General features: G+C 31.7%; 16 protein-coding genes and 5 pseudogenes. 4 read left to right on the top strand and 17 right to left on the bottom strand.

The genetic code is table 11. The annotated features are described in order from the left end of the window. Window positions 1-176: 176 nt before the first annotated feature. The gene (locus ACYVEC_RS02410) at window positions 177-998 is read right to left on the bottom strand and encodes a peptidoglycan-N-acetylglucosamine deacetylase (RefSeq protein WP_063222244.1); all 822 of its coding nucleotides are present in this window, start codon (window positions 996-998) and stop codon (window positions 177-179) included. A gap of 312 nt (window positions 999-1,310) precedes the next feature. On the opposite strand from ACYVEC_RS02410, the pseudogene ACYVEC_RS02415 reads away from it, so the two are divergent. Then, window positions 1,311-1,955, top strand: a pseudogene (locus ACYVEC_RS02415) (recombinase family protein). Between the two features lie 226 nt (window positions 1,956-2,181). Here the strand turns inward: ACYVEC_RS02415 and ACYVEC_RS02420 are convergent. Continuing rightward, complete coding sequence (locus tag ACYVEC_RS02420) at window positions 2,182-3,612, bottom strand: IS4 family transposase (protein WP_098556747.1); 1,431 nt, start codon at window positions 3,610-3,612, stop codon at window positions 2,182-2,184. 177 nt (window positions 3,613-3,789) lie between these two features. Here ACYVEC_RS02420 and ACYVEC_RS02425 point away from each other — a divergent pair, with 177 nt between their 5' ends. Then, window positions 3,790-4,227, top strand: coding sequence for a hypothetical protein (locus ACYVEC_RS02425; protein ID WP_098556745.1), 438 nt, complete (start codon window positions 3,790-3,792; stop codon window positions 4,225-4,227). A 260-nt stretch (window positions 4,228-4,487) separates the two neighbouring features. Here ACYVEC_RS02425 and ACYVEC_RS02430 read toward each other — a convergent pair whose 3' ends face one another. From ACYVEC_RS02430 to ACYVEC_RS02485, 12 genes and pseudogenes are all read right to left on the bottom strand, one after another. After that, window positions 4,488-5,327, bottom strand: a complete 840-nt coding sequence (locus tag ACYVEC_RS02430; protein WP_275719189.1) for a peptidylprolyl isomerase — start codon at window positions 5,325-5,327, stop codon at window positions 4,488-4,490. 358 nt (window positions 5,328-5,685) lie between these two features. Beyond that, the gene (locus ACYVEC_RS02435) at window positions 5,686-7,794 is read right to left on the bottom strand and encodes an S-layer homology domain-containing protein (protein WP_199678205.1); all 2,109 of its coding nucleotides are present in this window, start codon (window positions 7,792-7,794) and stop codon (window positions 5,686-5,688) included. An 894-nt stretch (window positions 7,795-8,688) separates the two neighbouring features. Continuing rightward, window positions 8,689-8,898 (bottom strand): hypothetical protein, encoded by a 210-nt coding sequence (locus tag ACYVEC_RS02440; RefSeq protein ID WP_001021330.1) that lies wholly within the window; start codon window positions 8,896-8,898, stop codon window positions 8,689-8,691. A 986-nt stretch (window positions 8,899-9,884) separates the two neighbouring features. Next, window positions 9,885-11,369 carry a hypothetical protein gene (locus ACYVEC_RS02445; RefSeq protein ID WP_275719190.1) on the bottom strand — a complete coding sequence of 495 codons (1,485 nt, stop codon included), beginning with the start codon at window positions 11,367-11,369 and terminating at the stop codon, window positions 9,885-9,887. Window positions 11,370-11,977: 608 nt separating this feature from the next. Further along, window positions 11,978-12,826 carry an AraC family transcriptional regulator gene (locus tag ACYVEC_RS02450; protein WP_275719196.1) on the bottom strand — a complete coding sequence of 283 codons (849 nt, stop codon included), beginning with the start codon at window positions 12,824-12,826 and terminating at the stop codon, window positions 11,978-11,980. 143 nt (window positions 12,827-12,969) lie between these two features. Further along, window positions 12,970-13,422, bottom strand: a complete 453-nt coding sequence (locus tag ACYVEC_RS02455; protein ID WP_000018398.1) for an SMI1/KNR4 family protein — start codon at window positions 13,420-13,422, stop codon at window positions 12,970-12,972. A 14-nt stretch (window positions 13,423-13,436) separates the two neighbouring features. Continuing rightward, window positions 13,437-14,669, bottom strand: coding sequence for a WXG100 family type VII secretion target (locus ACYVEC_RS02460; RefSeq protein WP_275719191.1), 1,233 nt, complete (start codon window positions 14,667-14,669; stop codon window positions 13,437-13,439). A gap of 132 nt (window positions 14,670-14,801) precedes the next feature. Continuing rightward, window positions 14,802-15,605 carry a hypothetical protein gene (locus tag ACYVEC_RS02465; RefSeq protein WP_460505550.1) on the bottom strand — a complete coding sequence of 268 codons (804 nt, stop codon included), beginning with the start codon at window positions 15,603-15,605 and terminating at the stop codon, window positions 14,802-14,804. A gap of 182 nt (window positions 15,606-15,787) precedes the next feature. Next, window positions 15,788-16,051, bottom strand: coding sequence for a hypothetical protein (locus ACYVEC_RS02470; RefSeq protein ID WP_275719193.1), 264 nt, complete (start codon window positions 16,049-16,051; stop codon window positions 15,788-15,790). Window positions 16,052-16,198: 147 nt separating this feature from the next. Beyond that, complete coding sequence (locus ACYVEC_RS02475; RefSeq protein ID WP_275719194.1) at window positions 16,199-16,525, bottom strand: hypothetical protein; 327 nt, start codon at window positions 16,523-16,525, stop codon at window positions 16,199-16,201. A gap of 267 nt (window positions 16,526-16,792) precedes the next feature. After that, entirely contained in the window at window positions 16,793-16,948 is a 156-nt protein-coding gene (locus ACYVEC_RS02480) for a hypothetical protein (RefSeq protein ID WP_000394773.1), read from the bottom strand. Between the two features lie 654 nt (window positions 16,949-17,602). After that, window positions 17,603-18,052, bottom strand: a pseudogene (locus ACYVEC_RS02485) (helix-turn-helix domain-containing protein); the annotation flags it as partial. On the opposite strand from ACYVEC_RS02485, the pseudogene xerS reads away from it, so the two are divergent. After that, window positions 18,048-18,765 (top strand): annotated as a pseudogene (xerS, locus tag ACYVEC_RS02490) (tyrosine recombinase XerS); the annotation flags it as partial. The pseudogenes ACYVEC_RS02485 and xerS sit on opposite strands and share 5 nt — an antisense overlap. Before the next feature lie 412 nt (window positions 18,766-19,177). Here xerS and ACYVEC_RS02495 read toward each other — a convergent pair. Both ACYVEC_RS02495 and ACYVEC_RS02500 read right to left on the bottom strand, forming a co-directional pair. Next, a pseudogene (locus ACYVEC_RS02495) lies at window positions 19,178-20,237 on the bottom strand (aldehyde dehydrogenase family protein); the annotation flags it as partial. A gap of 341 nt (window positions 20,238-20,578) precedes the next feature. Beyond that, entirely contained in the window at window positions 20,579-20,866 is a 288-nt protein-coding gene (locus ACYVEC_RS02500; RefSeq protein WP_063221368.1) for a hypothetical protein, read from the bottom strand. Window positions 20,867-21,042: 176 nt separating this feature from the next. On the opposite strand from ACYVEC_RS02500, the pseudogene ACYVEC_RS02505 reads away from it, so the two are divergent. Next, a pseudogene (locus tag ACYVEC_RS02505) lies at window positions 21,043-21,311 on the top strand (GNAT family N-acetyltransferase); the annotation flags it as partial. A 130-nt stretch (window positions 21,312-21,441) separates the two neighbouring features. On the opposite strand, the gene ACYVEC_RS02510 reads toward ACYVEC_RS02505, so the two are convergent. Then, window positions 21,442-22,209, bottom strand: a 768-nt coding sequence (locus tag ACYVEC_RS02510) for a BC_2427 family protein (protein ID WP_460505553.1), incomplete at its 5' end; no start/stop codon positions are given.

Here is a 22,209-nt window from a genome sequence, read left to right on the forward strand (position 1 = left end):
GGTTATCCCATAAAGAGTAATACCTTATGATAAAGTAAGTATTCTAAAAAGCCCATGACTCTATTGATGAAATAGAGTCATGGGCTTTTTAGAGTTTGTTAGAGTACTATATTGATGAATTTTTATAACTTTTATCTTTATTGTGTTTTAAAATATAGCATAATTTTCTTTAAAAGTTAAATGCGTGGGTCCTGCCAGAAATTTAAAGAGAAGTGATCATTTTCTTGATAAGCTTCAAATTCATATCCTTTGTCTTTTAATCCTTTTATAATGGCTGGTACGGCTGCAACAGCTTGAGGATGAATGTCATGCATTAATATAACTTCTTGGGACTTCGTTGCATTAATAAGTACATTTTGAGCAATGTTAACTGAAGCTGCTTCTACTGGTAAGTTATTATATTTCCAATCTAAAGAGTCAATTGTCCAATCCCATACTTTAAATCCATCCTCTGCTACCTTATTACGAAGCGCTTCATTTAATCCAGGCATAGAACCATAAGGAGGTCGGGTTAATTGTGGTTTTTCTCTAATAATAGCTGCTATTAAACTTTGATTTGTTATCATTTCATTAACATAGTCACCATTTGTATATAATTTTTTGAAATCATGAGTCATGCTATGCATACCCACATAATGACCTTCTGTTTTTTCTCGTTTTACTAAATCAGGATATGCCTTTACATTCTTACCAGTTAAGAAAAAAGTAGCTTTAACATCATGTTGTTTTAATATGTCTAAAAGCTCAGTTGTATACTTTCCTGGTCCATCATCAAATGTAAGATAGGCAATTTTTCTTATTTGACCATTGAATTGGGAAGGAACGGTTTTATATATGTCTATTTTGGGTTGTTCATTTACAAGTTGAATGGGGTTCTCTCGGTTTGTTACACCTCTAGCGGGTGATAAAATAGATTGTATTACAAAATAAGTAATTAGTACTAGGGCTACTGTTAGAATTGATATTAAGAATTTTTTAGTCTGAAATAGTTTTTTCAATCTCTGTATTCCTTCCTCTACCTATTAGCAATAATTTGTTTAAATACAATTATACCAAATTATATATAGCATCTAGAGAATGGTGTAATTTACCTGTATTTCGATTGTTTTGCTAATTAATCCGAAATACAGTTTTTGCGCGTTGTTTGTAAAGGTATACCTTTACAAACAGTTGGAGAACATCTATGAAACATTGTAATATCAAGTTTATAAAGGTTATACAAGTATTTTTATAAACGTTTATTTTTAATGAATACCTTTATAAACAAAAATGATATAATTGTGGTAACAAATGTAAGGAGAATATCAAACATGGCGAATATTTATGGATATATACGTGTAAGTACAAAAGATCAAAATGAATAACGCCAATTACATAAAATGATGGAACGAGGAGTGGAAGCTCGACGGATTTTTGTCGATAAAGCAAGTGGACGACATTTTGATCGTCCTCAGTATCAATTATTAAGAAAAATATTAAGTACAAGTGATATTGTTTACATAGATGCTTTAGATCGTATGGGCCGCAATTATGATGAGGTAATTTCAGAATGGAAGTACATAACAAGAGAATTACAAGCGGATATTGTTGTTTTAGAAAATGAAACACTGTTTGATAGCCGTAAATTTCGAGAGATGGGTGATATGGGACGATTAATGGAAGATCAGTTTTTATCTTTACTTTCCTATGTTGCAGATCAAGAACGTAAGAAAATTCATCAGAGACAGGCTGAGGGAATTGCTGTAGCTAAATCTCAAGGAAAACACTTAGGTCGTCCTCAGTTGAACCTTTCGACGCTAAGTAAACAACAAATAAATATAATAGAAGAAACTCATTCAAAATGGAAGAGTGGGGAAATCACTGCTGTTATGTTTATGGAAATGTTAGAGCTAAAGAAAAACACGTTTTATAAAATAATGAAGGAATATGAAGAGAACAAATTACAGACCAAATAAAACATATGAGCCGAATATTCCTTAGAGTAGGAAATTCGGCTCATTTCATGTCGAATTTTGCTTAACGTATATTTTCGTTAAAATGTGGGCGGTACCCCATGCCCATCAAGCTAAGATTATATAAGTTTAATTTCACGCGGAATTATTTCGTTTTTCTAAAGATCCAGTGTAAGTTCTTTAAAGATTTGCACGCCAAATAAATCCTATCGGGTTTCAATTTTTGGGATTACGCTACATGATTGTGAGACATAGAAAAGTCGTATACGACGCCTAAGATATCAAAGACTGTTTTCTTCTCATACCTATGGGATTTTCGTCCGTTTTTCTGTAAAAGATTAAACAGACGAAAGAGAATCTTTGTTAATTCTTGGGTGTCTTTTTGTAAAGATTGATAAATAAGTGGAAAATAATCTTTGATGATATAAATTGCTTTATATTCACTTAATTCTCGTTTCTTCTTGATGAGGAGTAATTGGCGCATTTGAAACATGGTGGAGGAACAAAGAAGGATGCTAATTAATTGTCCATATAAATGACATTCTAGTCGTTCTAATTGTACAGAATTACAGTGATGAATATGAAAAAATGATTTCCATGTTTTAAAGATAAGTTCAACTTGCCAGCGTAAGGAGTAAAAATCATATACTTGTTCCTTGGGCAGATATTCCAAAGGAATATTTATAATGTAAAAGTTAATGGCACTAAGCCGCTTACTGTGTTCTTTATAGGTAATTTGCTTCTTATGTTCTTTAGATGCTAAATCCTTTTGTCTACGTTTCATTTGTGTCTCAGTTAATTTGTACAGAATTAGTCTTGTAGGAAGTTTTTGATACATTCCAATATAAATCTCAGGAATTTCATATGTTTCACCGGACTGTAATTGGTCAATGAATTGCTCCATATCTAGTTGGATGTATTCAGATTGCTTTTTTATTGTTCCGTTTTGAAAGTATTCAGGTTCTCTATTCTTCTGATATATACGTGTATTGAGCTTTAATCGTGAAATAAAATAAGCACCACACTCGTCTATTGCATGTAAATCTCTTAAATCAAAATATCCTAGATCACGTATACATACATCGTGCGGTTGAAGAGAAGTTAAGCAAGTAGAACCATAGATTTTATCATTTTGCTTTCCTGAACCTACATGAACATGTAAAAATTGACCACTAAGCAAATCGTACTCTAATTGAATTTTCACACCAGCATTATGGCCACTACCTCCTGAACCTTGATATCTAGAAGCAAATTTATCTGGAACCTGAAAATGTGTAGAATCCAATACACGAATACTACGAAAATAGTTTGTATACAAATTTGGAATCTTACAAGAAGAGCAAAATTGTTGGTGAAGTAAATGTGCTAAGAGTTGTTGTAAAAACTTAACAGCCTGAGGGTTAAAACGTTGATTGAGTCCCTCTGGACTCATAGAAATACCGGTGTCAGCTTCTAATCGACTACATAATTGTGTCAATGAAGAATGAGCTACATTTTGGCTTAACCAGACACACAGAGCTACTAAATCTTGTGCTCGATATTTACTTTTTCGTTTAACAAATCCTATATTTTTAGCTAATTGCTCTAAAGCATCAGGTAACATATATCGTTGTAACTCTTGGGAATACAATTGCAGCTCATCTTGAATTGAAAAGCACATTATAAAAACATCCTTTCTTTTGATTCTAAAGAAAGGTTAACGCTTTTTCCATTTTTATAACAGGTTTTTTCGAAGGTTTTAATTTAATTCTAATTATATTTTTTATAAATTCTAAAAGTATATTCCCTATTTTTGGTATGATAGACAGGTACTATTTTTTAGAACAGGAGACAATAAATGAAAAAAATCATATTAGGATTATTAGTTATATTTCTATTAATATTTATGTACATGTCTTTAGTAGGAGATGAGAATAAGGGGTCTTTAACTCCTAATCTGATTTCAAAAATAAAATATTTAGAAACTGATTCTGTTGCTGGAGATACATTTAGAGATTATGGTCAAGAAGCAAAATCAGTGTTTAAAAAACTAAGTAGTCAGAAAGATGTTGTAACAAAAAAAGATTTTTTGAAGAAGAAGTTTTTTGAAGAATCTTCTCAACGTAACATTGACTTTGTATTAGATGATGGTAAAAAAATCAAATTTAAAGTATTATTTTTTAGTGTGAAACCATACTTTGATGAAGCGTATGTTCAACGTATAGGAGATGATTCCATTTACCATTTAAATAAAGAAGATGCAACAGATATAGCAACTCAATTTGCAAATCGTTAATACTTTTCTTAAAAATTTATGTTTTATATCTATTAATTATAAAATAAGAACATCCCCAAACGAATTTTTTGGTTATGGGGATGTTCTTATTTTATTAGCTTGATGGGTATGTGGCGAGACCCCTTATTCAACATAAATATGACAATGACATAGCTAGTTTTTATACAAATACATAATCCAGATATAACATGTTATACTCAAAAAGAAATAAGCAATCCTACTTATTTTTAAGGCAAGTAAGTAGATTATATTTCATATCCTTATTTTTCAAATTCTTTAAAAGTATCTTTTAAATCTTTATCTGATATTTTTATATCTGCTTTCTTGAATAAATCTTTGAAGAATTGTTGTTGCCATTGTTGATCTTGTAAACGTTTCTGTTCCAATTCCTTACGAATATTATCTTTTACCTGATCAAAAGGTTTTAACTCTTTTTTCTCTGTTAATTTAATAATATGGTAACCATAAGAAGCTTTTATTGGATCACTTACTTGTCCAACTTCTAATTTATAAGCGGCTTCTTCAAATTCAGGCTTCATTTCACCTGGGCCAAACTCAGGTAATTCTCCACCTTTTTCTTTTGAACCAGGATCCTCTGAATATTGTTTTGCTAGTGCTGCAAAATCTTCCCCATTATTTAATTTTTCTTTTATTCCTTTCGCCGTTTTTTCATCTTTTACTAAAATATGACTTGCTTTTAATTTTGGCTTATAAAGGCTTTTTATTTCTTTTTCTGTAACCGAAGCTTTAACAGCTTTTTCAAAAGCTATTTGTGATTTAATTTTCTTTTTAAGATCATCTTCATCTTTAGCTCCAGCCTGTGTTAAATAGGCTTTGAAATTATCACCCATTTGTTTTTTTAATTCTTCAACTTTTTTCTTTGCTTCATCATCTGAAACTTTATATTTATCTAGTAAAATCTTGTTTAACATTGCTTGTTGTAGAACGACTTTTCCCGCTGTCTCTTTCAACTCTTTATTAAATTCTTCTTGGGTCAAATTTCCTGATTTTGATGTAGCAAGATTATCTGAATTACCACATGCAGATAATAGTAAAACACTGCTCATTGCAGCACCAATAAAAATACGTCGTTTATTCAATATTATATACCTCGCTCTATAAATTAATTTACATTTCATTATATCAAACTATTTATAATATATTTTCTATTCCCTTAATAAAATAAGACTTTTATAAGAATTACGATTTATTTATTCTTATCGCAAATGTAATATATCCAAATTTGTATATTAAAAATGATACCTATCTAGGTTTATTTGGTATGATTATTTTTAAGGACACAAAATATTGGAAGGTTTTTTTAGTTCATATGAACGAAAGTTCATTTTGTTTTCACTCTTAGGTTGATGGGTTTAGGCTATCACCAATTAAACTTTTACGTGCAGTAATACTCCCCTATAATGGTGATATAATAGGCCGCTCAACTTTATTTCCTTTTTATTGATGGGATCGCTCATTCGAAATTGCATTATATAAAAATTGTGCATACTGTTCACGTGTTACTTTCATATCCGGAGCAAATTTCCCTTCTCCAACTCCTACTGCAATATGGTTCGATTGCACGGCACTAATCGCATCTTTTGCCCATGAATTTGCTGGAACATCGTTGAAATTATGTGGAGCCTTCACATCTAGTTTAAAAGATTTCGTAATAACTTGTGCCATTTCTGCACGTGTTAATGTAGCTTTCGGTCTAAAGTTTCCCTGATCATCGCCTTGGAAAATCCCTAGCTTAGTTAAAGCTAATATTTCCTCAGGAAAAATTGTTGAATTTTTATTGATATCTCTGTATGGATTTTCATATTCATCTTGTTTTTCTATATGCAAAGTACGGTAAATTAACGCAGCTACTTGTTCACGTGTTACATCGTCTCCCATACCAAATATTCCATTTCCATAACCCGTAATAATTCCTTCATCCGCTAAATTATGAATCGTATGAAATGCCCAGTGTCCTTGTGGGACATCCTTGAATCTATTTCTATTTACTCCGGCATCGATTGTTACATCGTCATTTGAAAGAGTAATAGTGTCTGTTACTCCAGCTTCATTTACATCGGAGTCAACCGTTACATCTTGTCCACTTTGTTTTGGCATGAAGATATAACCAGATGATTTCTCTACTTGTACACGATATGTGTTTGCTGTTAACCCATCAAACAAGTAGCGCCCTTCTTTATCTGTTTTTCCTTCTTTTACTACATTACGATCTTTATTGAACAGTTGAACACGAACGCCTTCCATTCCCTTTTCACTTTGATCTTGAATGCCGTTTTGATTATTATCTTCCCATACTCGGCCGCCTAACTTGAGAAGTTTATGAGATTGTAAATCAATTTTTATTACATCCCAAATTGGATTATCTTGACGTATTGGTTCCCCCCCTTGATCCCATTTTATTTTTCCTGTTCCTAATTCATAATTCATTCCTGTCCAAGTATCTTCACGGAATGCATAGAATGATTTGTGCCATTCCTTTTGATTGAATATAGAAATTAAGTCTTGCATATATTGAGGTGCTCCTGGAACGGTACGATTAATCCCAAATTCCTCAGCTATGATTCGATTAGATGGTATATGATTTTTCTCAGACCAATTTTGAACAGGCTGTAAGAATGTATTTAATCCATCTTTATCCCACATCATAGGTGTTTTTAATTCTCCTACTTTTACAATTCCAGGATATTGATACTCTTTATTTTGATTTTCACGTTGGCTTGTTAATTGATATGGCTCATACATATGAAATGCATACAATGTCTTATTATCTTTAACTGGTTCAAGATATTTAAAAGCCCAAGGTGTGGCATATAGACCTGAATTTAAAATAATGGGTGTTTCTTTATCTACTTCTCGAATTGAATTAACAACTTTTTGATAAAATTTATTTAAATCTGCTGGGGTCCCCTTCACTTTTGAATACCATTTCTCATAATCTTCCGTCCAAAAATCATTATATCTATTTTTCTTAGAAGTTTCTGGGTGTGGCTCATTTATAATATTGTAACCAACCACAGCAGGATGATCTTTTAATTCAAGCGCAAGGTCCTTCCAAAATTGGCTTGCTTGTTCTTGATATTTTTCTTCTTCCCAGATTCTATCATCATTCTTATTATTGTTAAATTGACGCCAACGATCACCAGGTAATGAAAGCATTGTAAGTACAACTTTAACTCCTTGTGATTGTGCAGCATCTAAATCTTTTTTTAATTTTGCTACATCCTCTTTCACTAATCCTTGATAGTTATCTGCATTACCAATAAGAAAATCTTTTCCTGGTGTATCTGGTTTGTCTCCAGAGAAGAAAGCTTCATCTTTTGCCCATTTATCAGGTGCTAAACGAACATATTCAATATTGGCCTCCTTTGCACTCTTGTAATTCTCAGGTAATGAAGTGCTATTCATAAAATTAGTGCCTGTTCTTTTAGAATTCCAAAAATCCATTTTGGAACCTGCACTTTTGTATGTCTCAGCTTTCACATTCATTTCTTGTATCCCTAAGCTCATCATGCCTATTACTGCGACTATCGGTATGATTTTTTTCATAACTTCTCCCTCGTTTCGTGTTAGTTTCCTATTATAAAATAAATCACTTATGTTACATAAATGTGACAATTTGAAATAAACATATTTTATTGATCTATAGAACCCTTTTAGGGATTTGAAAAAACATATAATTCTTTCCTTTACTTACCCCTATCTTATATCTTGTGTAACCGCGTAGTCTTAATTTTATAAACATTTGATTTCGAGTTACACAACATATAAAAGATTGTTAATTATACTATTTGGCGTACCACCAAATAGCCATCAAGCTAATATTTTAAAGTATCCCAAAAAGCTAATTACTTATCTAAAAAAGACAAGTAGTTAGCTTTTTGGGATACTACTGATAACGGAAATTATGAAAAAAAAGTTAGCTTGAATCTAGCTTTTTCTTTTTGGCTATTTTCGTAAACAGTCTTTTTTCTTGATCACCGGTATTTTAATCTCTTTATTCATCAAATTTTGAATGTATACTTTTCCTTTGAATTTTGAGGTATCAGGGGAATGGAGATAAATTAAATAAAGGATTTCAATGTAAGCTTTTGGGTAAAAGTTTACTTTCATTTTATTGTATTATTACTGGATAAGTAGTTTAGAGTTTCTTGTCCTATGTTCAAAAGGTTTAGACTTTCATGTCCCATTATTAAGACATGAAAGTACCTACAAAATTTATGATAATGGCTATTTATCAATGATTCTTCATGAGATTTTAGTTTAGACTTTTATGTCTTTCTACATTTTTGTACTGTACAAAGACATGAAACTCTAAACTATATAGACAAGAAAGTATAAACTTTCATTTTTGGAACTTGATTGGACAAGAAAATATAAACCAAAACTTTATAGATATACAGAACTGTTATTAATAAAGAAATAACATCCTAAGATATCTTTCTACTCTGTAACAAATTTAAATACATAGTACATAAAAAATAGACAAGATAGATATGCTAGTCTGCCAGCAATCGATTCTCTCATAAATTTCATAAGTATAACTTTGATAAGCAATGCTAAGAATAACGGTATAAACAGTACCATAGCAAGTTTGATCGCTATGTCATTTATTGTTGGATTAAATGGTTCGAAATTAATTATAATATTCACTTACCTTTCTGAAACTATTTATTTATATAATATAATTATATAAATAAATTTACTAAAATGATACCATAAAGTTCCTTTCTCAAACTGAACCACCTATATTTTAACCGGTTCTGGTGCAAATATAGGTCACATTTCAAGGAGCAATCAGGATTCCTACTGGAATTGTTCTTTTTTATCATATGCATGGCTTCTACTCCTATATGATATTACCCTATATAACAAAAAAGCATCGCTATGGATGCTTTAGCCTACATATTCTTCAATTTTATTAAAGATTCCATCAATAGCAGGTACTACGCATGCACACGCTACAATTGCAGAAATAAGTTTAACAAAAAACATGCTTACAGTCATATTAACACCCCCTGCTTTAATAATAAGCAGAAAACATTACATGAATTTTAAAATCATATTATATTAATATTAATTTTTGTTGCAAAGATAAATACGTTCATTAAAAAGCTTGTTTTGATACAGCAACTAATTCATTTATACTTTTTATTTCTTTAATAAAGTCTTCATGTCTTGAAAATAGCCAATATGTGTTCTTATCTTCTTCTGAAATAAATTCTTTAAGCTCGCGTTCTAATCTTTCGTACTTTGGAAAAAAAGCCCTCGAACATTACTGGTTAAGTAGTTTAGAGTTTTTGTCCTATGTTCAAAAATTTTAGACTTTCATGTCTTTTTACAACAAGGACATGAAGTTCCAAACGATTAAGACAAGAAAGTCTAAACTTTTTTAGGTATTGATTGGAACAAGAAAATCTTAACCAAAAAAATTATAGATTTATAGAATTATTCACTATAAACATGCAACAGGTTTGCGGTTTACTTTCCCTAATTAAAATACTTTTAATGAGAACATAACAGTGACAAGTCTCTTCTATATTCAAATATCTTGTCACTGATTTTTTCTCTTATGTCTTCTTCGTGCATATTAAAAGGGCCATAATTCCCAATGGCTGGAATTATGGCTTTTTTGCTTATCATCGTGATATGAGACCTTCTTTAACTAATTCATCTATGAATTCTATTAAAACCTTTTGCATATTCTCGCTTGTTTGTGAGATTTCTTTAACTACTCCCCTATCATGCTTTTCATGATCATTTATAAATGAATAATCAAACCACTTGCTCTCATTCTGTCTATTATTCGTTAGCAATTGAAGTAAATCTTCTTGTTGAAATATCATTCTTTCTAATTCATACAACCTCATCAATTTGACATTAGAACATAGATATTTATATTCCTCGCTGCCATGAATAATTTTTAGCTCTTCCGCAGCCCTATTCATTATGCGGTCTCTTAGAACATAACTATCCTCGTTAAAAATAACAGCTCCAAAGATGTTTTCTTTCAAGTAATCTATCTTTACATCGAATGGGTAATACTCGTTTGGAAAACGCTCAGTGATATGCTCGTAAACTTGAATGACAGCATCAACCATCCGATTAACTGTATGTTCTACGTCCTTATCATTTAGATTCCTTAAAGAAACACGTGGACTCATGCTTTTACTATCTAACATTAAACATTTATCGCCTTTTCGAATCATTATATCTAGTGTACGCTTATTATTTTTTTTATGTTTATATGAATATTCAGGTATGACTTCATCAAACGATTCAGATAAACCACATAAGTGTAAAATATAGCTTTCAAGAACCTCTTTTCCAAACAGCTCGCGAAGTTTATTCTTCCCTTCTGTTAATCTAAATAAAAGGGAAGATGTAACAGAATGCATAATAAGGTGAGGCAATGGCAGAAAAATCTCCTGTTTGTAAGAAATGAAAGGAAATTGATAAAAGTATTTAAAGCCATAAGTATATTGAGTGGTGTCATGTATTATCTTTTCTTGAAGAGCTACATAATCTGCTCGATCAATGAGAAGATGTTGAATTATATAACTGTGCTTTCTAAATACGTAATCATAGATATCTGGCGTTAGATATTTATTAATTTCTCTTGAGAAAAGACTATGAATAATAAAACCAAATTTTTTAAATTCATCGAAACTACATCCGAATTTTTCAATGAATTGTTGCTTCATATTCACATTTTCATTCTCGAAACTGAAGATATATGAATATCTATAAATTTTAATACCTATATCTTCTTGGATTTGAAATTGATTTAACCCTGTGACAATTATAAAATTATTTAAAAACTTGTTGTTATCTTGAGAAATTTCTAATTTTGGAGGGAGATAATTCTTGATTGCATTAATTATTTTTGCGAACTGTTTGCTTTCTTTTCTGTCATCAAATCTACGATCAGAATATTCACCAATTGTCATAACAGAAAACAAAGCAAATGTCTCTAAATCCCACGGCGATGCTTTGCCAGGCCATTCACTAATAGGAATCAAACCATTAATAGACATGAGCTCCTTCGAATTGTCTTGGCAAACTTTCATTTTCGCCTTAAAATCATATCGTTTTAACACTACTGGTATTCTCTCAAAATCCAAATGGTTCCCTCCTAAATGGTTTCTAATATATCCGTATAATAGCATAGATTCGAAATAATAGAATCACTTTAGACTTGGTATATTAGGAATCTTATATATAATATAACTCTCAAAATGAAAAATTAAAAACTATTAATGGTTAAGTAGCGCTTACTAAAGTAAATTCTACATAAAGTGAAACTTTAATCAGTGGGGGTTTTGTTTATCCCCCACTGATTATTAGTTGAACCAATCGGACGTTTACGGACAGTTAATCTCCCACCTAACTTCTTTGCTCCAACTGAATTTTGAGGTGGGAGTTTTACTGCCCGTTAACGCGGGATAAAAGGTTATATCTTTTACTTTTCTAATCATGTTTATTTTGTAGTTCGAAAACAAAAATAAAAGCCCTCCTGCAATTAGGAAGGCTTTTATTTTGCATATAAGTGAATCCGATTTTATGATTTTGAAAATAAATGTCGTCTGTTATACCCCTATAACGTAGACTAATCAGAGCATGCTCTGACATTATTATTATACTAGTGTATGCAATTGAAATCAATATTATAGTAATAGGTTAGTAATAGGCCGTTTTATCTATGATAGTATAAAATGAAATGCTATTATTTCTATTTTTGAACAACTGGAACCCATAGTTCACTACTTGGCTTTCTATCAGGGGCTAAATAATTCTCGATACAAGGAAGATCTGCTAGCTCATATTCAGATGCTGGAAGCCATTCTGTATAGAGACGTTTCCATGCTTTAGTAACATCTGGGAATACAACCCATGTGCTTTTGGGTATTATGATTTTCTCCATATCAGGTGTATATTCTCCTTGATAACGGCATCCCATCATATAGTGAAAGGCTTCGTCGGTAATAGCGGCTTGTTTCCCGCATACTCCTAAAAGTCCTTCTAATTTACATTGTGGATCTTGCCAAGACATATCTATAAGTTTATCTAAGAGTCCACTCTTTGTCGCTTCTTCCCATAATAGCGGAATTGTACGAAATGCATCTTCCGTCATTACTTTTTGTTTTACCCCTATAATTTCAATTTCCTCATCTAATACTTCTATTCGATATTCCATTTCCTCATCTCCCTTAATCGTAATTTGAAAGGAGATTTTCGGAAACATTTTCAACTCTATTCCATTACATCTCGCTGCTGTAGGAGATACACCATGCAGATTTTTAAAAGCCCGGCTAAATGCATCTGATGAATCATACCCAAACTTAAGTGCAAGATCAATAATACGTATAGTCTTATCATTTTGAAGCTCACATGCAGCTTGTGATAAACGTCTTCGTCTAATATATTCCGACAAAGTAAATCCTGTAATTGACGAAAACATTCTCGGAAAATGATATTCTGAACAACAAGCTAATTTTGCTACTTCTTTAGCATCTATTTTGTTTGATAAATTCTGCTCAATGTAATTCATTGCTCGATTCATTCTCTCCAGCCAGTCCAGATGTAATCCCTCCCTTCGAGGATATTATGTATGAAATAAGGGAATCTTTCCCGATTTTTGCTGTTCGAAAGATGTCGGGTGCTTTTTAGTAAAACCAATAAATGATAAAAATATAAAGGATAAGTTATGGTATAACTCATCCTTTATTCTTCATCATCAAATTCATATAGACTATCAAGCAATTCTGTAAATGTTGAGCAAACTGGATATATTGCTTCCTCTATGTCTTCTTCCTCATGATCCCAGAATACGATTGATGGTGAATCACTGGTATTTCGATAATCGAAGCATAAAAGATTACCGAATGGATCTCTGGCAAAAGGATAAATTTTATCAGGTAATCTATCTTTCGTATTATTATATGTTTCTAGAATGGAGTATTTTTTATTAGAATCTAGGGTTAAAAGATTATTGAGTGAATTTTCATCTTGATTTGGAATATTAAAAGTATCTGGCGTAGGATATCCACCATCATATTTTTGTACACACTCTATAAAATCATTAGGAAATTTAATATTAAAGTATTGTTCTAATTGTTTAATTTGGTTATTTGTTATTTTGTTCTCATTTGCGTTGATCCATGTAATGTGACTCATGACTAAGTACCTCCCTATTTATCGCTATCTTTTCCCCAAATTTTATATCCACCTGTATGACCGGTATCATGATGAGTCTGATAATCTACAAGTTGCATTCTCTCAGCATCTTGATGATGATGCCATGTATAATGCTCTGGCGTTTTACCTATTTTAAATAATTGAATTTCTTCCTCTGTGAATTTTAAAGCTAATTCAGGACTTCCCATTATTTGTTCATATAATGCCTTACTACACTTTCTAGACTGTGTTGTTCTAGACTTTTTGAAATCAGCCTCTTTTAATAGTACCTCACCTTTTGATTCAAAAATAGGAAATCCGTCAGCATCGTATGGAATTCCTGTAACTGGGTGCTTGTCTCCTGCTAAGTCTCCTTTTCGCAAACGAATTGTTTTTGGACCATTCGCGCCTTCATAAGTATACGTAGCTGCTTTCTGTAAATATTGTTGTGTACTACCGACACCTGCATATGAGAGATGATTACCACCCTTAAATTCATAATTGTTTAATATATGTAATGCATTTCTATATGCCGGCGAATTAATTACAAGTGATTTCCCTTTAGTAAAACCTGTAATAGCAGCCACCTTCCCAACTTGTCCTGCTTTACTAAGCCCCTTATCCCCCAGAAGCCCGAGTCCTAACGTTGCTATACCATAAGCTACATAATGCTCTCTACTTTCCAGATCCCCATTCCAAAATTTATTCATAAATGTATCTGATACAGTATTCCATGCAGCAGGAATAGTCTCCTCATAGTTTACAATCGCATCTCGCATATTCAGCCAGGTTTCTTTATCACCTAAGGATATTAGTCCCTCCCATGCATCCACTGCACCATCTACAAAACCAGTAGAAATACCAGTCCATGCAGCATTTAAGTCCTTTTTATTGAAAAATGACTCTTCTGATTTTGGAGGAAGTTTTCCACACATGGCACCTTCTTGAATTTCAGAGTCAACTAAATTTCCGCCATACAACTCATCGGCTTCTCGGAATTTAACAGCTGCACGTTCTAATTCTACTGCGATTTTATCTAATTCTTGCAAGATGTTAAACATCATTGGCTTTGCTTCATTAAACATCTGATAGAAACGATCACTGCTTGCTCCGTTCCACTGAGAAGCTATATATTCTGTTTGAGAGTATAAATCTCTATGTATATATTCTAATGATGATCTCGTATTTTTTACGGTTTTAGCAGCTTGTTCTAATTGTTCCGGTGTTACCTTTATTTCTGTGCTCATTCCATCCCTTCTTTGCATATATATTATGAAAATTATACGATATCATTATTTCATTAATGGTTATCATTTGAAAATATCCGTTCCTAAAAAAGATAAAAGTTACAACAATAGTTGCAACTTTTATCTGAAATATTAATCTTCCTTGATTTCTTCCCAACACTCATCACATACTTTATCCGTAGGGGAATTCAATGTTTTTCCACATTTCATACATTTCCCTACATGATTAGGATGCTCGCAATATAGGCAAGTACCTATTTCAAATCCGTTATCTTCTGATAGATTGATGTTATATTTATTACATTGTTCACAAGGAAAAGATGCTATGTCATCTTCTTCTATTTCAGGCATAAAATTCTCGATCAAATAGCAAATCTCAGTTTCAATTTCTTCGAGGCCGTCAATATCAAGCTCTGACTCATTGTCTGGCATATATGTTCCTTGATCATCATCAAAGTATGAACTACCGTTTGTAAACGTGATTTTAGATGTGATTTGCGGAGTATTGTTATAAAATAATATTAAGTTCACTGTACTTACACCACATTCAGAACTATCAATTGCTGCTTCTGTTGCTATGTGTAGTGTACGCCCAAAGTAATTATGGGTGATTTCGAACGCTTTTACATTATTTAATACACTTTGTTCTTTAAATTCTACCTCGATATCACTACGGTAATATAACATTTCTTGTAAATTGTCAAACGCTTCAGAGACTATCGCTTTAAACTTTTCTAGGATTTCATCTTCTTCTAGGGTTTCTACTGCTGCTTCTTCACGCATTCTTCTACGATAATGAAGTTCAGCTTCATAATCCCCCATCATTTGCATAACTTCTTGTTCTTCTAGTTTTTCAAGATATTGTTCCATTTCCGAATCTAAATGGTTATTGAATTTTTTTTCGGCTTCTACAATAACTTCTAATAACTCTGCCATGATTTTTTTGTATTTTTTAAACAGCTTTATATCTATTAATTTGTTATGAGCTACGTGATTTCTATCCTCACAAAACCCTTTCCACTTTTCTATAAATCTATCTAAATCACAAGAAAACCATGGCTCAAAGAATTCTTTACCAAAGTCCTTATCTACTTCCAGTGTATCCTCTAAAATACCTGTTAATTTTTTTTATGCATATCTAATTTTTGCCCATTTAATAAATCGCTCATAATATATTGGAATTTTCGAATGTCCGGATTGTCTGTATTTGGAGACGCGAATAAATTAACTTCTTTTACTTTATGTGTTTTAAAGGTCAAAATACTTATTAGATCTTTGGTATCTATAGACATTAAACTTGTATGTATATTTTTGAAACTATGTGAACGCTTTTTAAATTGCTCATCTCTATCTTTATATCCTTGTACGAGCTTGGTAGGCATATATGTTTCCCACCAATTCCCACCTAAATTATAGAATAGAATTGTATTAATTAATCTTCTTAATGCATTCTCAACTTTATGAACCTCGCCGTATAATATATCTGAAAACTTTTCAGCTTGTAAATCTTGTAGCCACAGACATTCTTCTCATTCCACTAGCATTAAATCTTTTAACCGGGTTTTTAAATTATGTAGATTCGTATCTAAGCGATTCAAATCATCTCCAGATATCTCCACTTTTAATTGTGAAATTGTAATTGATCTAATATAGGTGAAAGTGATAATAAATTCATTTATATCATCTATCATAATTGCGCATTTTGTAGTTTTAGTATTGCTCGAAAGAAAATTTAAATCATTTGGCCTCAAATTTTTTTTGATGTTTTCTAAAAGTTTTTTCGTATAACTTTCGAAATCAAACTCTGATCCTGAATTCTTTAGATTAATCATTACGAACTGTACTAATTCGCTCATCATGTAGTCCCCCAATAAATTTTTAAAAATAACATGCACTTAATGAAAGAATATAGAAACCTCTCATTCCTCTATCAGTTCTATTTTCTTCATTTATTGACCAAAAAATAAAAATATGGTATGTTTACTGTAGATTAGATATATATTGAATGCATATCCAATATATATTAAGTATAGTACTTAACTGAATTGCATAAACTAAAAAAGACGAGATGCGTCAACATCCCGTCCCATAACTGCTACTGTCAAGGTGGCTGTTATTATGCATTATCTTTTTCTTTTAGACCCACGCTTGTACTTTGGTCGGTGAAGCGCGGGTTTTTTGTTGTCTTTTTTTTCGAATTGCTTTTTCAGTGCGTATGCTGAAACCTCACGCACAACTGCTCTTGCAATTTCTTTTAAAAGTTCAAACAAAAATTCCATGTTATATCACCCCCTTTCCTTCCGAATGGAAAGAAGGGATAATAACAAGCCCACCTTCACACGATATACAGTTATACTTCTATTTTACCATACTTCAACACTCTGAAATAGAAAATCTGTCCAATTTTGGTCTGTATATAATTAAGGAGTTTTATAAGAATTTAGTTTACTATAATCTAAATATGTATACTGTATTTCTTGGATTTTTCATAATTGACCTTAGTTTCATATGCTATTTTTTGAGAATATAAATTTCAAATAAAAGTTGTATATTTTTTAATGTATTCCGCGATGTATATCTGCCAAATTCTCTAGCTTACTCATAGGTCTACTAAGTTCCATATGAAATCTTTATATTTATAATCCTGGTATCATTACCTCTCATATCTTTCTTTTCACTTTTTTCATTTTAAATAAAGCGCCATTGTAATTATTCATTATCCGTTCCTCTATTTCTAAATTTTATATATCAACCCTTTTTTGTAATTATAGTGATTTTTTTCGGGATGCACCCGAAAAACGACCTCTCAAAATCACCCATAATCGTTTTTGGAACTTTAGGTAATGCAATTACACCTAAAGGATAAAAAGTTTCTTAAAAACAAAAATAGACCCCTTATAACGTTTTTTAGGGATCTATTCTCTCTGGGATTTCTATTCTTCTATGTCTTCTTTTACTTCTGCAGATAAAATGTCTTCAGCAAACTTCTTGTAGCCATTATACCCTTTCTTTGCAGCCTTTTTCTTTATTGCTTCTACTACCTTTTCATCAAGATAGAGACTTAAATGCTGCTTTTTTTCTTTCGATTCCTCTTTTGATTTGTTTTCAATTTTTTCTTTGAAAACTTCCAAATCCTTTTTTAAGTACAATCGTTCAGTAGATTTCCCTTTAGCAATCTCTTTAAAGGGTAATATCCCGTCTTTAGCTGCATTATGAACGTAAGTCTTTGACTTATTTAGAAATTCAGCTGCTTCTTTTAATGTTAAAGAGTCTTTGTATAATTCCTCTAACTTTTTTACATCTTCTTGCTCAAAACGATATCCGCCATCTGCTTTCCAGGTAGCCAGATTGATAGGTTCGATCTGTTTATACTTAATTAAATGTTATTTTTATAGAAATGTAATGGCTAAGATTGAAATACATAAAGATAAAGAAACATTAAATGCCCGTGCAAAACGTATGAGATCTAAAATATTTCATAATGATGACGATCAAGAGTTTTTGAATTACGTTAAGTACGAACATGAAAAATCTTTAACAAAACATCAGTTATTCTATTTCCTAAGAGATAAAGATCGTGATGTAGCTATCCTCTCCCTCTTTCTTGGTAGTGGTATTCGTGTAAGTGAATTGGCCGATCTTCGTATGGAAGATATAAACTTAAAAGAAAGACTCATTGATGTAATTCGAAAAGGAAACAAAGAAGATTCTGTATGGATTACCCCAATTGCATTGAATGATCTAGAAAAGTATATGGAAATTAGAGATAACAAATATGCTCCAGGGAAAGAGTTAAAAAATGTGTTTTTATCGAAGTATAAACATACTGCACAGCCTTTTTCGGTTAGGGCTATTCAAGATATAGTAGAAAAATATACTAAAGTCCTATGGCAAGAGAATGTCTCCTCATAAATTAAGACATACATTGGCAAATAAATTATATATGGAAGAAAAAGATTCATTACAAGTAATGCAGCAACTTGGGCATACTAGCCAAGATACGGCCTTATTATACACACAGCTTGGCGAAACAACTATTAAAGATAGTTTGGGAAGAATAGAAAAGAATAAAAGATCAGCAATTTTATATTGCTGATCTTTTATTCTTTTCTCTAACTTAGGATTTATATAGGATTTAAACACTCTGTATTATTGGTTTTAATTTTGATTTTATTGTGTAAAAAATACATAATTTAAATTCTAATTTAATTGACATAAAAACCTCTCTTAATATTAAAGAATTTTTGATTCCTACAATTTTTGTACAGTAAAGAATTCTCAAGTTTACATTGTATGATTTATCTATATGGAAAATAAGAACTATCCTAATTGAAGGAGGGTTCTTATTTTGATTAGAATACAGTACAGTTTTCATATGATTTATTGATATCGCACCCCTACATTACAAACCTTAATTAGTCCATCACTAGAATAGACAATTCTATCATTGCCTTAATAGCTTGAACCATAATTAAAATCCGGTAGTTTCTTCCTTCTGTTTTCAAAAATCACTTGAAAATCTTTCGTGAAATTTTAATTTTGTCCCTATACGGTGGAAATACAATCCTTAGGTCTATCCGTGAGCATTTCTTTAAAATACTTTTACGATGAGTAAAAGTATCAAAACTATGTTTACCATGATAGGCACCGAATCCCGCAGTTCCTACTCTGCCAAAAGGCAAGTGTAGATTAGCCATATGTGACATTGTATCATTGACGCATCCTCCTCCAAAAGAAGTTCGTCCTAGTACTTGTTTTTCAACATTTTTGTTTTCAGTAAATACATACAAAGCTAATGGTTTGGGATGGTTGTTAATCGTATGAATGACTTCATCTAAAGCATTGTACTCCATAATTGGTAAAATCGGTCCGAAAATTTCTTCTTTCATAGCTGCAGCATCCCCCGATTTTACTTCAAGAAGTGTTGGTTCAATATATAAATGACTTCTAGATGAATTTCCGCCAAATATTATATAATTTTGGTCTTGTTCTAATATAGAAATAAGTCTATCAAATTGTCTCTCATTGATAATTCGACCATCATCATTGCTTTTTGATACATCTGAGCCATAAAAGCTTGTAATAATTTCTTTCATTTTTGAAATTAGTTTTATTTTAATAGATTTGTGCACAATAACATAATCCGGTGCAATACAGGATTGTCCAGCATTTATGAATTTCCCCCCAGATAATACGTTTGGCCGCTATATCGAGGTTAGCAGTTTCATCGACAATAGCTGGTCCTTTTCCACCAAGTTCCAATGGTACTGGTACAAGATTTTTCGGTGCTGCTTCCATGGCAATTTTTTCAACTTGAATGCTACCATTAAAAAAGATGTGGTCAAATGGTGCATGAATCAACAAAGAAGTTATTTCTCTGTCACCTTCAATTACACGAATATATTGCTTATCAAACGTTTCACTTATTATTTTGTTCATTACAGATGAAACATTTGGTGCATTTTCTGAAGGCTTGAGAACTACACAATTGCCTGCCGCAATTGCCCCGATAAGAGGTTCAATTAATGATTGGAATGGATAATTAAAAGGGCCAACAATTAGCATGGATATTTGTTATTAAAATACACGTTTTCTATATTGAACTGTATCATTATAACAAGAAGCATAAGATGGCCGTTTTGGTCAACTTATGCTTCCAAGATTTAAAGAATATTATTAATGTCGCCTTTAAATAAACTCGCGACTTTTAGGGATAGCATCACATCACCATCACTCTAAGAATAGCAAATACGCCAAAATGAAAAACGAGCTGAATTCCCATAAATAAATGCAGAAAGAACAAATTTCATTTTGGATATATTTCAAAGTTTCAAGTCGATGGGCATATGGCGGCTCATTTCTAGAATTGTTTTCATGTGTCAATGATAAAAATATATTTTTTGTTATGGCTATTTTTCAACTAGTACGATATCATCAAGATAGGCATTAATAGTGTCAATATTGTCATCAAGAGAGACATCAATTCTTGGTAATACGGCAGGAAGATTAATTATCAATTCAATTGGAGAACTATCATTTAGAGTAGTAAATTCGAACGATTTTTGTTCATACTGTGAGGACCTAAGTTCCAAAAAACGTTGGCCTATTACTTTACCATCTACAAATACGTGTATACTTTCATCAGGATAAGTTACTTTTCCGGATACGGAAAGTATGTATGTAGTATTAGGCTTCAAATCTACGTGTCCCCTAAGCCCACCATATAATCTCTTTAAATGTATAGGAAAATGAGCATACTAACAGTTTGCTTCGATAAGAAATAAAAAAAGACCGTATTCCGGTCCTTTTTTTATTTCTTATGTTATCCATTTAAGAACCTTACCACTTCGGGCTCAACCTGTCTTGCTAGCTGTATGTGGGTGTTGGACGTTTAGTCCAAATAGATGAAGATACGATTGAATTGGGTGGTATTTTCATACTCCCGAAATATAGGGGACTACACTTAGCAGGAGAAATCGTTGCATTTTTAGTACAAACGGCGAAAAGATCGCATATTCAAAATGTGTATTGTCTCCCTTTGAAGAATTAGCAAACTTTTATAAAAAATTCGGCTTTACTGAATTCGATACTATTCAAGATGTTGTCCATTCAATTATTCTAAAAAACATAATTGATGTTTAGAAATGAATTTATTGCAATTAAACTGTAAGAAGATAATTCGTAGTACTTAGTGGTTTTCACAAGAATACAATATGGTATACTACAAATAAAGTTTTGATCTAATCAATGGAGATATAATCATTTTTTTAATTCACATTCGCACTCGCACTTCTTGTTCTTGTAATACTTGGATAGTTAATTCCAATACGATATTTTGCATTAATTGATACACATTATCATGAGATAAACTTTGTTCTATAGTATATTCAATGCATTGATAGATATAGCCTTCTACAAGTAAGCCCGCTTTTTCAATTGTTACCGGATTCTGCCCTGTCTTTTTTATTTTTGGTAATAAAAATTCATTTTTTGTCAAAATAATTTCCTGTGACACATCTTTTATTTCTGTGACTTTTTCTTTAAATACCACCTTTTCTCGTAAACTAATTTCACCCTGATACTTCCCTATTTCTATTGGTAGTTTCACTGTTATATAATCATTAAATTCACCCTCACGTTCCTTCTCTAATTTCATACTGTGGATAGGAATCCACGAAGATGCCTCGATCCTATTTTTTTCAATATCATCTTCGACTTTCGGATTAGAAAATTCTAGAAACTCTCTCTTTTCATGAAGTTTTGAAGAAACTAATTTACAATAAGCCTTTCCATGATAATATTGCACTGTAGTTAATAACTTTGCATCTAGCTCTCGATACCCTGCATTTTTTTCATTTTGAAATACAAATGCTCCTTGTTTTTTAATACTTATATTAGGCGATTTCAAAAAACTAGAAACTTCTGAAGTAATAGAAAATGGTGTTTTCATTACCATTGAACGCACTAAAGACTTTATTTCTGATTTAGTTCCTACATCTTCTTTCTCTAATTCTATTTCTTCATTTTCTGAATCAGCTAC

This window comes from Bacillus sp. MN7755, assembly GCF_054771475.1.

Bases quoted from the DNA above. Each gene is read 5' to 3' on its own strand.
- ACYVEC_RS02420 (WP_098556747.1), bottom strand. From the start codon at position 3,612: ATGTGCTTTTCAATTCAAGATGAGCTGCAATTGTATTCCCAAGAGTTA.
- ACYVEC_RS02425 (WP_098556745.1), top strand. From the start codon at position 3,790: ATGAAAAAAATCATATTAGGATTATTAGTTATATTTCTATTAATATTT.
- ACYVEC_RS02435 (WP_199678205.1), bottom strand. From the start codon at position 7,794: ATGAAAAAAATCATACCGATAGTCGCAGTAATAGGCATGATGAGCTTA.
- ACYVEC_RS02455 (WP_000018398.1), bottom strand. From the start codon at position 13,422: ATGAGTCACATTACATGGATCAACGCAAATGAGAACAAAATAACAAAT.
- ACYVEC_RS02460 (WP_275719191.1), bottom strand. From the start codon at position 14,669: ATGAGCACAGAAATAAAGGTAACACCGGAACAATTAGAACAAGCTGCT.
- ACYVEC_RS02465 (WP_460505550.1), bottom strand. From the start codon at position 15,605: ATGGCAGAGTTATTAGAAGTTATTGTAGAAGCCGAAAAAAAATTCAAT.
- ACYVEC_RS02470 (WP_275719193.1), bottom strand. From the start codon at position 16,051: ATGCCTACCAAGCTCGTACAAGGATATAAAGATAGAGATGAGCAATTT.
- ACYVEC_RS02475 (WP_275719194.1), bottom strand. From the start codon at position 16,525: ATGAGCGAATTAGTACAGTTCGTAATGATTAATCTAAAGAATTCAGGA.
- ACYVEC_RS02480 (WP_000394773.1), bottom strand. From the start codon at position 16,948: ATGGAATTTTTGTTTGAACTTTTAAAAGAAATTGCAAGAGCAGTTGTG.